Source organism: Pandoraea sp. SD6-2, from assembly GCF_000389825.1.
Classification (GTDB): Bacteria; Pseudomonadota; Gammaproteobacteria; order Burkholderiales; family Burkholderiaceae; genus Pandoraea; species Pandoraea communis.
The window spans coordinates 12,654-25,396 of sequence record NZ_KB944423.1; the positions used below are offsets into that span (position 1 = coordinate 12,654).

A 12,743-nucleotide genomic window follows, 5' to 3' on the forward strand; every position below is an offset into this window, starting at 1 on the left:
CCACCCAATGAAAACCGTTTTGATCACCGGATGCTCTTCCGGCTTCGGCCTTGAAACCGCCCGGTACTTCCTCGAGCGCAACTGGAAGGTTGTCGCGACAATGCGCACGCCGCGAGAGGACGTGCTGCCCAGCTCCGCAAATCTACGCGTACTCGCGCTCGACGTGACGGATCCGGAAAGCATCCGGCAGGCGGTCGAGGCCGCGGGGCCGCTAGATGCTCTCGTCAACAATGCAGGCTTCGGCTCGGCAGCGCCTTTTGAGGTCACCCCGATGCCGACGATACGCGAACTCTTCGAGACCAATACCTTCGGCACGATGGCTGTGACGCAGGCGGTGCTGCCTCAGTTCAGGGAATGCAGAGCCGGCGTCGTGGTGAACGTCACGTCGAGCGTCACCTTGAAAGCGATTCCGCTGATCGCCGCCTATACCGCGAGCAAGGCGGCGGTGAACGCGTTCACCGAGTCGATGGCATTGGAACTCGGGGCGTTCGGTGTGCGCGCACACCTGGTGCTGCCAGGGCGTGCGCCGGAGACCCGCTTCGGCGAGAACGGACGCGCCCACATGCAGGGTCTCGACCACGAGGCGTATGCCGGGGTCGTACAGCGCTTCATGGCGGGATTGCGTGAACCGGGACCGATCACCCATGCGCGGGATGTGGCCGAAGCGGTGTGGCGCGCGGTGACCGATCCGTCAAGCGCCATGCGGATTCCCGCCGGCGCTGACGCTGAGATGTTGGCCGGCGGACACTGAACCGGACACCAGCAGCGTCCGTATCCCTCCTGGTTATTTCCCTTCGGGAAAAACAGCGACGCTTCGAATTTCAATCTTGAGTTGAGGAAGCGCGAGCGCCTCGACCCCGATTATCGACCAGGCAGGGAACGGACGCTCGGTGTAGCGCGCCTTGACCGGCAAGAACTCATCGACCGTATCTTTAAGATTGACGTGATAGCTCACCACCTCGACAAGATCGGCCATCGTAAGCCCCTGCAGCCGTAAGATTTCCTTGGTTCGCTCCAGGGCAACCTCAGTCTGTTCAGCAACGCTCTCGGGAACCGAGCCGTCGGATCGGAAACCGACTTCACCAGCGATGAAAAGGAAGTTGCCCGCGCGAACGGCTGGCGAATAACCATAACTCTCGTAGCCGCTTTGCGTCGCAGCAAACATCGGATGATCCGCAGGGATCTGAAACGCTTTCTTGGTCATTCCTTATGTCCTTGTCTTGATTCTCTCTATCGAGCGACATGAACGGCTAGATCTCCGATGACTTGCCCGCACCGCTCAGGCCATCCACCATACGCCTGATTGATTAAGTCTCAAAAGACGTTTTTCCCTCGATTTAGGACAAACAGTTCTATCTTCAAACTTCCCTTAAAATGCGACAACTCAGGCTTCTCGGTTGACAATATCTTCATGCATCGAATTGGATTCTTCGTTTGCCGTGGCTACGACGCGCTTGATCTTGCTGGCCCGCTTTCGACTTTTAATCAGGTGGCCACAGCCGTTGGTCACACTCCATATGATCTTCATGTCATCTCACAGGCGGGAGGATTGGTTCCTGGCAATGCGGGGCTTTCGATCGAAACAAAGCCAAGCGGAAGACGCGCGTTTGATACTGTCATCTTCGTAGGTGGCGATATAGACCCCATGCAGGAATCGGAGAACATCGCTGCTGCCAAGAAATTGAGTGCCAAAGCGTCGCGGGTGGCAAGCGTGTGTACGGGGGCATTTTTGCTTGCGGAAACCGGCCTATTGAACGAACTGCGAGCAACAACGCACTGGCGCTACACCGCTCAATTGCAGTCTCGCTACCCTCGCACCAGAGTCGAGGGCGATAGTATCTACATCGCGGACGGTCGCATGTGGACGTCGGCAGGCATCGCCTCTGGAATAGACTTGGCGCTAGCCATGATCGAAAAAGATATGGGCGCGGAAACTGCGCGCAACGTCTCGAAGCTTTTAGTTGTTCCGTATCGCAGGCCAGGAGGTCAGTCCCAATTCTCGGCCATGTCGCAAATGGATCCGGAATCGGATCGCATTCGCATCGCGCTGAATTTTGCCAGGGAACATTTGACCGAAGCACTACCTGTCGAGCGACTCGCGGATGCTGCAAATTTGAGTCCGAGACAATTCGGGCGAGCATTTCGCCGAGAAACGGGTGAAACCCCTGCTAAGGCGGTCGAGCGTTTGCGAGTTGAAGCCGCGCGGCTGCGCTTGCAAGACGGTAGCGAACCCATCGAGCAGATTGCTCTCGCTGTGGGGTTCACCGATCCGGAGCGAATGCGCAGAGCCTTCGTCAAACTGTATGGGCATCCGCCGCAATCAATTCGACGTGAAAGCAGGCTCAGCGGCAACCGCTGATCGGTCCCTTTGTCTTTCCACACGGTGTGGAACGTCGAGTTCGGAATGCGCGACAGCACTTCAAAGGGACCTGCGAAATCACATTGGCCCACCTTCGGGAAGATCAAGCCGCCGGTCTTCAAATGCCAATTTTCAGGCATCGTCTCCACGTCACGGGATGTACCGCTGCTGCCGTAGGTCTTCCAGCATCTCGAGATACATCTCCTCGCTATCGAGGCAATCGTGGAATCCGTGCGTGCGTGCCTTGATGGTGCTCGTGATGTTGTCGAAGGTGGACTTGAAAATCAGGTCGCCGAACTTCCACGATACGATTTCCTCGTAGGCGTACGGGCGCAGACCATGCTGTCTGACCAGTTCACCCCATAGTCCGGCCTTGCCCGCCATCATTTGGTGCAACGACATCGGGATCGGCTCCCCTGCGGGAACATCGAAGAATTCAGCCAAACGTGGCCAGACCCGGGCCCATCGGAAGTAGTCACCATTGGTGATGTTGTAGACCTCACCGCGGCAGTGCGCGGTTTCTCCGGCCCAATCGACGGCTCGAGCGAGGAGCCGAGTGTCCGTCACCTGATACAGCGCGTCGTAGGCAGCACGAGGTCCGGGAAACGACATGGGAACGGCAAGGGCTTTTGCGATAGTCCCATAAATGGCAATCACCATAAGCAGGTTCATCGGATTCCCAACCGCCAGACCAGCAACGCCTTCCGGACGAAGCGCGGTCCAAGACCACGCCTTCCCGACCGAGTGGTCTCTGAGAAAATCCTCTTGGTCGTAATAGAAGTTGGGGGGCATATGGCGAGGATCGCTCTCTTTCGCCGGCGAGAGTGGCATTGCACCGAGATGCACGCCGTAAGCCTTGCCACCTTGCATCAGCGTGATGTGCCGCAGATTCGGTGCGTGCTTCTCCATAACCTCGACCATGTTCCTGAGCATCAGCAGGTTCACGTCGACGAGTTCTGCGGGGGAGGATTTCTCTTGATAGGCAGCGAACACGAGGAGGGTCGCGTGCGGAACCTGAGAGAAATATCTTTCGCAGGAATCGCGATCGAGCAGGTCGGCCGGCAAGTGCTTCGCGCGCGTGGGGAAATCCGGTGTCCGGCGGGAGACGGCTACCAGGTTCACGTCCTTGTTTTCATAGAACGCGAGAACTCCCCGGCCTATGACGCCCACCGCACCTGCAACGACAACTGTCTTCATGGTCAGGTCACTCGCAAGACGAATACGTTAATTTCCGCACGGGCAACCTGCCCTTTTCGGCCTTTCAACACGTCGCCGCATGCCCGCAGCGACGTGTGTGAGAAAGGGGGCGCCGGCCTGAGTCCGGAACAGAACGGCTCCCGTCAGCAAAATGCAGGGGCGCTAACGCCGGTTAGGGTGCGGAATCGTTCCACATGTCGCGATGCAGCTTCCAAGTGCCGCCCTGCTTCAAGAAGATGAGGATCTGCTTGCCTCGGTATTTGAGCTTTCCACTCTGATCGTGGATCTCGGCATCCGACACCTCGGTCACGACCCGATCGTCACCATAGAATTCGTAATTGCTGAAAGATACGGTGTCAGGCTGAGATCCGGCGCTGGCTTTCGTGAAGTGCTCGACGATTGCTGCGGCCCCGACGATCCTGTTGCCTCCGGGCGGCAGGAGCGAGCCATCTTTTGTATAGAGGCGGCCTATCGCCTCGTAATCGCCGCGCATATAGGCTTGCACCCATCGGGCGTTCTCGGCCTTGATGGCCGCTTCGGTTTGAGGCTGCGGGCCATTGGCATACGCAGGCAGGGCAACCACGAAAGGCGAAAGGCAAACTGCAACGGCAGCAGCAAAATAACGGATTTGTCGCATCGATCTGTTTCCAGTCAAAGAGGGGGAAGTGAAGGTGAGCGCGAATATTTCAGCGAACGCCTGGAATTCTGGCGAGGCCCTTGGACGCGCCGGGCAATTCCTTGTCGACCATCGCGACGACTTCCGGCCGTGCGTCTCTGGGATGACCGGAATGGAATGGCGGAGCGGGATCGTATTCGATCACGAGCTGCGTAAATTCGGCGGCCTGTTGCCCCCTCATCTTCGAGGCAACGCGAAGTGCGAAGTCGATGCCCGCTGTCACGCCTCCACCGCTCATGAACCGGCCATTGTCGTCTTCTACAAAACGATCCGGAACACCGATCGCGCCATATTCGGCGAGCTTGTTGACGAAGGCCCAATGGCAGGCACTTCGCTTACCTTTGAGGATGCCAGTTGCAGCGAGTACGAGCGATCCATTGCAAACCGACGTAACGTGTTTGGCACCGTCGGCCAGGCGTCGAATCTGCTTCAGGTATTCCGGACGCATAGGCGCCGACAAATCGGAACCACCGGGCACCAGGATCAGGTCGGTCTTCTCGATATCGGCCAGTCGTTCCGTGTTGCCATAAACAACCCCGAACTCGAGGGTGACGTTACCGCCATTGAGACTCGCGTAGCGAACGTTCGTATTGGGTAGTCGATGAAAAATCTCGCTAGGGCCAGCGAAATCGAGAAGCGTGCCCCCGTCGTAATTCACGATCAGAATATTGAGGGGTTCATTCGGGGCAAGCTCCGCCTTACTGCCCGCCTGCGCAAAAGCGGGAGTGGCGCCGCCAAACAATGCGCCACCACCCACTACGGCGCCGAGCGCGGCGACACTTCCAAACTTGAGGGCACCTCGGCGGGAATGACCTGCTCTGGTAAGTTGCTCTCCAGAGGCGTTATTTTTGCTATGGTCGGTCAAGACAATTTCTCCTTGCACTTTGGCCCCGCTCCAAGCACAGCCAGGTTGGGCCAGATTGAAGAACCGCCACGGCGAAAATCCTGGCGGGCGTTAATTGGGTTTGCGGGTTTGGACAGACAGCGATGAGGTTCAGAGGCTGAAATCGGGCACCGAAGACTTAAAGCTGCGAAGCGCCACCATCGACGACCAGTTCGGTGCCGACGACGTAGGAGGATTCGTCACTAGCGAGATAAAGCGCCGCGTGGGCGATGTCCTCGGCCCTGCCCATGTGGCCCACCGGAATGGCTTTCGCGAGTTCCACCTTGAGGTTGCGAACCTCCTCGTCGGCCATACCCCATCTGCCAATCAGGGGCGTCTCTATTGCGCCGGGAGCGATCGCGTTAAAGCGGATTTTGCGATCGAGAAACTCGTAGGACCAGCTACGGGCAAGCGATCGCACCGCGGCCTTTGCCGCCGCAGTCAACGAAATGCCATGCTTGCCGGTCTGATCGACGAACGATGTCGTGAGAATGACCGAGGAGCCCTCTCTCAAGTCCGGCAGCACCGCTTGAAGCGTGAACACCACGCCCTTGACGTTGATGTCCATGATCTCGCTGTAGCGTTCGTCGTCGATGTCGTCGAGTGCGGATGGGAAAGCCCAGCCAGCATTGGCAAAAACGACATCCAAACCACCAAACTTCTCTTTCACCTCGGCAGCAATCGCTCGCATGTCCTTGAGCGAACGTACATCGCCCTTGAGGACGAGCGAGTTCTCGCCAAGTTCTGCCTTTACGCGATCAAACACGGCCTCATCGCGACCCGTTACCGCCACTTTGGCGCCTTCTGCAATGAAGCGCTTGGCAGTGGCAAGACCAATGCCACTCGTGCCACCCGTGATCAACGCCGATTTGTTTTTAAGCCTCATGTCTATGTTCCTTTCTCTGCTTCGTTATCGATCGAGCCGAAGAATCAAGTGCTACTGCGCTTGCTTCAACTCGATTTCGTGAGCAAATTATGGAATCCACACAGAATGACGCAAAGGACTTATATCCCTCAAAAAACGACACACGTAGCAGGTGAGTTGATAGGCAGTAATCGACTGACCTGCCCCCCCCTTGGAATGTCGACGGGATGGCGCCGGGCCGAACGGACCAGGGCCAGTTTGCGGCGTCGCAACGAGTATTGGCGTCGAATCAACTGCCCGCCAAGCCCATGAACTAGGCTTTAACGTCAGCTTCCCGCATGCTTTCCCACCGCCACGCTTTGCTCAGCCTGTCACCCAGAAACTCCACCAGGGCACGCACACGCGGCGCGAGATGACGCCCAGTCGGGTAGATCGCATTCAACGGTGCAGCGGGGATTGCAAACGCCGGAAGCACCCTCTTTAACCGGCCGTTGGCGATTTCATCGCCCACGTCCCAGATTGACTTGCGTGCAATGCCCGCACCTTCGAGCGCCAACGTATGGGCCGCACTGCCGTCGTTCGTGAGGAAGGTTCCGATGATTTGCACCGAGAGATGCTCCTCGCCATCAAATGTCCATACCGCTCGGGCGTGGTTACCGATCAGTATGCACTGGTGGTGGATTAACTCATTTGGGTGATTGGGTACTCCGAACCGCTTTAGGTACGCCGGCGATGCGCAAAGCACCCGGAAATTGGGGGCCAGCGGACGGGCGATAAGTGATGAATCCGCCAGGTTGCCGAAACGGATGGCCAGATCGATGTTCGCATCGAGAAGATCCACGACAACATCGGAAAGTGTCAGTTGGACGAGCACCTTGGGATGCTTCTTCTGGAAGGCCGCAATGGCGGGGGCGATCCACTGCCGGCCAAACTCTACGGGAGCGCTCAGACGAACCGTCCCATCAATAGCTTGAGACCTCCCCAAGATGACCGCCTCCGCCTGCTCAATAGCCTCGAGTATTCGAACAGCTTCGGCGTGAAACAGCACCCCCTCCTCTGTCAGCACCTGCTTTCGCGTGGTGCGTTGGAGCAGGCGGATACCTAGCTCACGCTCGAGCTGCGTGAGCCGTTTGCTGACCATCGCAAGCGACATATCCATTTCTCGCGCAGCAGCAGACAGGCTTCCAGCGGCCACAACGCGCACAAAGGTACGCAGGCTCGGGAGGTTGTCGATCATCATTCAATTCTTGAATTATTGGAAAGGATCCATTCAAAGAATACCCGTATTTATCCACGATTTGTTGAGTAACTATTGCAACAGACCGGACACCGACACCGGTGCCACGACCTCTCAAATCCTGGAGATCCTCATGCACGCTAAGACACACCGATGGCTTCACACGGCCGCCCTGATCCCGGCCCTTATCTTGGGAACCGTGATCACACCGGCATTTGCTCAATTTGACGACCTGGTCAAACCCGGTACTTTGGTCGTTGATAGAAGTCTTCCGAAGAAGACGCTCGAAGCAGAAATTCTCGCGGCACGCCGCTACGGCACGTTCTGGAACACTGGTGACGAGGCCATGGCGCGGAACGCCCTTGCACCGACGTTCTTCGACAACACCCTGCCTGACGGTCGTCCTCAAGGCATCGAAGGCGTGCTTGCCGCCTCGAAGGGTTTCCGTGCTGCCGTGCCGGACCTGCGTTGCGAAGTTCGTCAGATGATCGTGGCCGGCGACCGCGTGGTCACCCACCTCCACTTCACTGGTCATTTCACCGGCACCTTCATGGGCAAGCAGGGGAGCGGCCAGAACATCGACTTCATTGCGACCGACATCTATCGGATCGCCGACGGGCGCATCGCCGAGGACTGGCATCTGGAAGACAACCTCACCTTCCTCCAACAGGCTGGCCTGGCGGCCAAGTAACGGAGATCGCCCCCATGGCCTCGACACGGGAATCCCCGCAGGCGCCGGATGCAAAGCGGCGTCAATTCCTCAAGCAGACAGGCGTGATTGCCGGTGGCATCGCAACCGCTTCGATGCTCCCCAGCGTTCAAGCAAATACAGAGAAACCAATGACCAAGTCCACTCAGCCTCGTAATGACAACGGCAAGTTCTGGCCAGGCAACACCCGCCTTGTGGTTTCCATTTCCATGCAGTTCGAGGCGGGGGGCCAGCCACCGAAAGGGACTGACAGCCCTTTCCCAACAGTGGACTTCCCGGCCAACGTACCTTCCGATCCCGCAACGAACACCTGGTTCGCTTACGGCTATCGGGAAGGTATTCCCCGCATGCTGGATCTTTGGGACCGCCACGGTGTGAAAGTGACCTCCCACATGATCGGCGAGGCAGCAAAGAAGCACCCGGATCTGGCTCGCGATATTGTGGCCAGAGGACACGAAGCAGCCGGCCACGGCCCGCGCTGGAGCTCTCAGTACGCGATGAACCGCGAGGAAGAGAATCGATTCATTGCCGAGGGAACTCGCATGGTCGAGGAAGTCACCGGTCAGCGCCCCGTGGGCTACAACTGCAACTGGCTACGTCGCGGTCCCAATACGCTATCGCTTCTGCAGGAACTCGGCTATCTCTATCACATCGACGACGTCAGCCGCGACGAACCTTTTATCGAGCAGGTCAACGGCAAGGACTTCGTCGTCGTCCCCTACACCCTGCGCAACAACGACATCCTGTTGATTGAGGGACGCCACTACTCGCCGGACAAATTCCTGGCACAGATCAAGCGGGACTTCGATGCGTTGTATGAGGAGGCTGGATCGCGACGCCGCATGATGTCGATCAGCGCACACGACCGCATCAGCGGCTCACCGCAGATGGTGAGCGTGTGGGACGAATTCATCACCTATGCAAAGCGCAAGTCCGGCGTCGCCTTCATGCGCAAAGACGAGATCGCCCGATTCGCAGCCAGCAGCCCACTGACCCTACGCGAGAACGAAACCATTTGACGCATACCGCATGGCGGAGACGTCAACGGCATCTTCGTTTGAATGCCTTCGGCCGATGGCCGAAGGCTGTGTTTTCGGGAAGATTCACCCGGTGTTAAATCATTGAAAACCATCTGAGGCCGGTTTCCAACTCTAGATAAAGGCGAACCGCTCGAAGACGCTCTTCATACGAGTACATGAACGACCTCCAGGTAGTCCAAGTTTTCGTCCGCCCCCACCCACCGCAGACGCAAATCAAATCTGAGCCGAGCCGCCGTCGACAAACAGTTCGCTGCCGTTGACGAAACTACTCTCATCGGATGCCAGAAATAGTGCAGCACTCGCGGTTTCGTCGGGGTATGCCAAGCGTCCTAGCGGGGTCGTCGCCTCAACCGAGCTCACCATGCCTTCGTGTACGTCATTCGACGGCGCAAGGTCGTGCCAACCGGGTGTCGAAGTCGACCCGGGCGCAAGTACGTTCACGCGAATCTTGCGCGGCGCGAGGTCCAGAATCCAGCCGCGTGCGAAGTTACGGACGGCCGCCTTGCTCGCACTGTAGACGCTAAATGCCGGGATGCCAGTGACGGCTGCCGTCGAGCCCGTGAGGATGACAGATGCCCCATCCTTGAGCAGCGGCAAGGCCTTCTGCACCGTGAAGAGCGTTCCTTTTACGTTAGTCGCGAATGTCTTGTCAAAATGCTCTTCGGTGATGTTGCCGAGTGCGGCGAACTCGCCACCGCCAGCGTTCGCAACGAGGACATCGATGACACCCGCTTCTTCCTTAATGATCGCGTAGAGGCGGTCGAGGTCTGCAAGGTTTGATACGTCCCCCTGGACGCCACGAGCGTCACCGCCGACCTCTGCGACTGCCTTGTCCAGCGCTTGCTGACGACGGCCGGTCATGAAAACACGCGCGCCCTCCGCCACAAAGCGCTTTGCGATTGCGAGTCCGATACCGCTGTTCGCCCCAGTGACCAATGCAACCTTACCTGTAAGCCTACCCATTTCGACACTCCAGTTACGTTCGAGGTCGGATTATGGAACAGCACACTCTGATAAGATAGTACCTACCTAAAGGTAAGTATGAGGTTTTTTGATGGAACTGCGTTCAGACAGTTGCGGGTTAGAGGTGGCGTTGACGATTATCGGCGGCAAGTGGAAGCCCCTCGTTTTATTCCATCTCAACCATGGCCCTCGTCGATTTGGTGAGCTGAAGCGGCTCGTAACAGGTATCAGCGAGAAGGTCCTGATTCAGCAGTTGCGAGAGCTTGCGGACGACGGGGTCGTCATTCGTCGGGACTATCAGACGGTGCCGCCCAAGGTGGACTACGAAATGACCCCATTTGGTCACTCTTTGGCAATAGCGCTGAAACCGCTTTGCGCGTGGGGCGACGAAAACCGGTCGCGGATTACCGAGTCGCAAAAGGAAGCTCAGTCGACATCAGCTTGACACGGATGACAGGGGCGCAGGGGGTCATGGGCGACAAATCTCCTGACACTAAACGACATCCTGATCATATTTAGCTCTCGTTGAAGCGATCATAATTGAAGGGCCGCCGGCAGGATTCTGTCGGAAAGCCGCCAATTGAACGGCCGGTTATGAACGCCGCCTAACGGATTTGCGCGACGACCGACGATCAACGACCGGAGCATCCATGCGACGTATCCTTGCCATAGGTGGTGGCGGCTTTATGATGGAACACACACCATCACCCATTGACAGGCATATCGTTGGTCTCACAGGACAGGCGCGACCACGTATCTGCTACCTGGCCACGCCAAGCGGAGACCTGCCCGAGCATCTCCACAAGTTTCACGCCGCCTACGGCGATATGGACTGCGAGACGTCTCATCTTGCGTTCTTTCGGCAACCCGACTCGAGGTCGATTCTTACCGCCGATTTCCGCGCACGGCTGCTTGAGCAGGACGCCATTTATGTAGGCGGTGGAAATACAAAATCTGCACTGGCTGTCTGGCGCGAATGGGGGCTTGATACGGTTCTACGAGAGGCGTGGGAGAACGGCGTGCTGCTCGCAGGCGTGAGTGCGGGCGCGATGTGTTGGTACGAGGCCGGTTTGACCGATTCGTTTTGGGGAGCAGCTTATCGTCCGCTCGACTGCCTGGGTTTGCTGCCCGGTGGCTGCGCTGTTCACTACAGCAGCGATCCAAAGAGACGCGAGACGCTGCACGCCGCACAAAAAGCAGATGCGGTCCCACCATCAATTGCCATTGATGACTTTGCGGCCGCTCTGTACATGAGTACCTCCGTCGACAGCGTGCTCTCCTGGCGAGAGGGAGCAACCGCGTATCAAGTCTATCGCGAACACGAGACGGTGATCGAGACCGCGTTGCCGGCCAAACGAATTGGCCGATAACGCCAACGATCCAATGGTCGTTGTGGATATTTGCCGGGGCACCGCTCAGGGTCGACTTTAATCACCCGTGTCGGCGAACCCATCGTGTCAGGATGGGGTTGCCGGTTTCGGTCGTTCTACGCCCGTGACAATGGATCACAAGCTACCGATCCGAAGCCATTCGACGGCGGGATGCTCGCCGGGAACAGCTTCCGGTACGACGGTATGTATCAGCCTCATTCCTCGGGCCGAATTGGCGAACCAGACGACCGCATCCTGAGTCGCCCGATTGGCGAGAACAAGCGCCCGGAATCCCGGGTTGTTTCCCCAGTGAAAGAAGCAACCTTGGAAGGGTTCGAGACCCCAACCCAATCCCCAGGCAACGTTCGGATCAGGCGGGTTCTGACCGACAAGGTCTTCTGCGTCGTCGCCTTGCCGCGCATTGATGCGCGGCATGAACCATTGATCGTAGCTCGTGGCCGCCAAGCCTTGGCGAGCCAGTACATGCTGAACAAAGCTGATGTAGTCGGATGCTGTCGTCAGAAGCGACCACGAGGCCTGCGCCGTTTGAACACGACGCTTAGGTACCGGCTGGCCTTCCCATTCATGGCCCTGCGCATGGTTGACCGCGAAGCGCTCCTGCCACTCCAGGCTCGAATGACGCATGCCCAACGGTTCAAATACGCGCTCTCGCGCCAACATTTCTAGTGGGCGTGCGCTGACGGCCTCCATCGCGCGCTGAAGCCATGCAAACGCGCTGCTGCCGTAGCTGAACCGCTCGCCGGGGATGAAATATGTGCGAAGTGGAGCTTTGTCGCTGACAATATTCGGAAGACCACTCGTGTGTGTCAGCACATGAAGAGGCGTTATTCGCAGAGAATTCGAGTCGCCTGATACGTACTCTCCACAGATGTCGAACAGGGGTTTTTGCAGATCCAGCAGCCCTTCTTCGACAAGCTGGAGCGCGATGTAGGCGACAAGCGGTTTGGTGAGAGACGCAGCCTCAAAGACGGTCGCCGCATCGACACCGGCGCGGTCGTGCGTACCGCGAACGCCGAAGTAATGTTCGGCACTTCTCGTCCCCGCACGAAGAGCGGCAAGCGATACGCCAGGAATCTTGCCGCTGGCAGTCGCTTCTGCCAGAAATCGGCTGAGGTCGGTCATCGGTTCACGCATCAGCATTTTTTTCCCCGAATTGTACCGGTTGCGACGCCAGCGAAGCCTTCCGGCGTAGTTCGCCTCGGCTCGGCCAAGATCGGACGTTCGGCAAACATAGAGGCCATCGCGGTCGTTCACTTTGTACCGCTTGTCCTTCGGCTTGAGGTTGCGCAGCTTGGTATCGGTCAGCATGATCGGTGTTCAGATTCGGTACAAATACCATGATCTGAGCGTAAGGAAAACGTGCTTAAGGGTGCCGGAAGACACCAGCCATTGCCAAACAGGGATGCAAAAAAGCCCGCAAAAT

The 12,743-nt window shown here is 57.8% G+C and carries 14 protein-coding genes and 1 pseudogene; 7 read left to right on the forward strand and 8 right to left on the reverse strand.

The annotated features are described in order from the left end of the window. The first annotated feature begins 7 nt into the window (after window positions 1–7). A complete protein-coding gene (locus tag C266_RS00070) occupies window positions 8–751 on the forward strand; it encodes an SDR family oxidoreductase (RefSeq protein WP_010803902.1) in 744 nt (247 codons plus the stop codon). 33 nt (window positions 752–784) lie between these two features. On the opposite strand, the gene C266_RS00075 is transcribed toward C266_RS00070, so the two are convergent. Beyond that, complete coding sequence (locus tag C266_RS00075) at window positions 785–1,204, reverse strand: Rid family hydrolase (RefSeq protein WP_010803901.1); 420 nt, start codon at window positions 1,202–1,204, stop codon at window positions 785–787. A 207-nt stretch (window positions 1,205–1,411) separates the two neighbouring features. On the opposite strand from C266_RS00075, the gene C266_RS00080 reads away from it, so the two are divergent. Further along, a complete protein-coding gene (locus C266_RS00080) occupies window positions 1,412–2,359 on the forward strand; it encodes a GlxA family transcriptional regulator (RefSeq protein WP_010803900.1) in 948 nt (315 codons plus the stop codon). 150 nt (window positions 2,360–2,509) lie between these two features. Here C266_RS00080 and C266_RS00085 read toward each other — a convergent pair whose 3' ends face one another. The 4 genes from C266_RS00085 to C266_RS00100 form a co-directional block, all read right to left on the reverse strand. Beyond that, window positions 2,510–3,556 (reverse strand): SDR family oxidoreductase, encoded by a 1,047-nt coding sequence (locus C266_RS00085; protein WP_010803899.1) that lies wholly within the window; start codon window positions 3,554–3,556, stop codon window positions 2,510–2,512. Between the two features lie 172 nt (window positions 3,557–3,728). Further along, a complete protein-coding gene (locus C266_RS00090; protein ID WP_010803898.1) occupies window positions 3,729–4,193 on the reverse strand; it encodes a DUF4440 domain-containing protein in 465 nt (154 codons plus the stop codon). Between the two features lie 49 nt (window positions 4,194–4,242). Continuing rightward, window positions 4,243–5,097 carry a DJ-1/PfpI family protein gene (locus C266_RS00095; protein ID WP_010803897.1) on the reverse strand — a complete coding sequence of 285 codons (855 nt, stop codon included), beginning with the start codon at window positions 5,095–5,097 and terminating at the stop codon, window positions 4,243–4,245. A gap of 157 nt (window positions 5,098–5,254) precedes the next feature. Next, a complete protein-coding gene (locus C266_RS00100) occupies window positions 5,255–6,001 on the reverse strand; it encodes an SDR family oxidoreductase (RefSeq protein ID WP_010803896.1) in 747 nt (248 codons plus the stop codon). Window positions 6,002–6,236: 235 nt separating this feature from the next. On the opposite strand from C266_RS00100, the pseudogene C266_RS27170 reads away from it, so the two are divergent. Further along, a pseudogene (locus C266_RS27170) lies at window positions 6,237–6,311 on the forward strand (isochorismatase family protein); the annotation flags it as partial. On the opposite strand, the gene C266_RS00105 reads toward C266_RS27170, so the two are convergent. Then, window positions 6,294–7,220 carry a LysR family transcriptional regulator gene (locus C266_RS00105; RefSeq protein ID WP_036660859.1) on the reverse strand — a complete coding sequence of 309 codons (927 nt, stop codon included), beginning with the start codon at window positions 7,218–7,220 and terminating at the stop codon, window positions 6,294–6,296. The pseudogene C266_RS27170 and the gene C266_RS00105 overlap by 18 nt on opposite strands. 130 nt (window positions 7,221–7,350) lie before the next feature. Here C266_RS00105 and C266_RS00110 point away from each other — a divergent pair, with 130 nt between their 5' ends. Both C266_RS00110 and C266_RS00115 read left to right on the forward strand, forming a co-directional pair. Next, a complete protein-coding gene (locus C266_RS00110; protein WP_010803894.1) occupies window positions 7,351–7,908 on the forward strand; it encodes an ester cyclase in 558 nt (185 codons plus the stop codon). Between the two features lie 14 nt (window positions 7,909–7,922). Next, a complete protein-coding gene (locus tag C266_RS00115; RefSeq protein ID WP_010803893.1) occupies window positions 7,923–8,945 on the forward strand; it encodes a polysaccharide deacetylase family protein in 1,023 nt (340 codons plus the stop codon). A gap of 234 nt (window positions 8,946–9,179) precedes the next feature. Here the strand turns inward: C266_RS00115 and C266_RS00120 are convergent, their stop codons facing one another. Further along, on the reverse strand, window positions 9,180–9,929 hold the full coding sequence (locus C266_RS00120) for an SDR family NAD(P)-dependent oxidoreductase (protein ID WP_036660861.1): 750 nt from the start codon (window positions 9,927–9,929) through the stop codon (window positions 9,180–9,182). Window positions 9,930–10,020: 91 nt separating this feature from the next. Here C266_RS00120 and C266_RS00125 point away from each other — a divergent pair, with 91 nt between their 5' ends. Both C266_RS00125 and C266_RS00130 read left to right on the forward strand, forming a co-directional pair. After that, entirely contained in the window at window positions 10,021–10,374 is a 354-nt protein-coding gene (locus C266_RS00125) for a helix-turn-helix domain-containing protein (protein ID WP_010803891.1), read from the forward strand. Between the two features lie 205 nt (window positions 10,375–10,579). Then, window positions 10,580–11,299 carry a peptidase E gene (locus tag C266_RS00130; RefSeq protein ID WP_010803890.1) on the forward strand — a complete coding sequence of 240 codons (720 nt, stop codon included), beginning with the start codon at window positions 10,580–10,582 and terminating at the stop codon, window positions 11,297–11,299. Window positions 11,300–11,434: 135 nt separating this feature from the next. Here the strand turns inward: C266_RS00130 and C266_RS27980 are convergent, their stop codons facing one another. Further along, complete coding sequence (locus tag C266_RS27980; RefSeq protein WP_010803889.1) at window positions 11,435–12,628, reverse strand: serine hydrolase; 1,194 nt, start codon at window positions 12,626–12,628, stop codon at window positions 11,435–11,437. Window positions 12,629–12,743 lie beyond the last annotated feature (115 nt).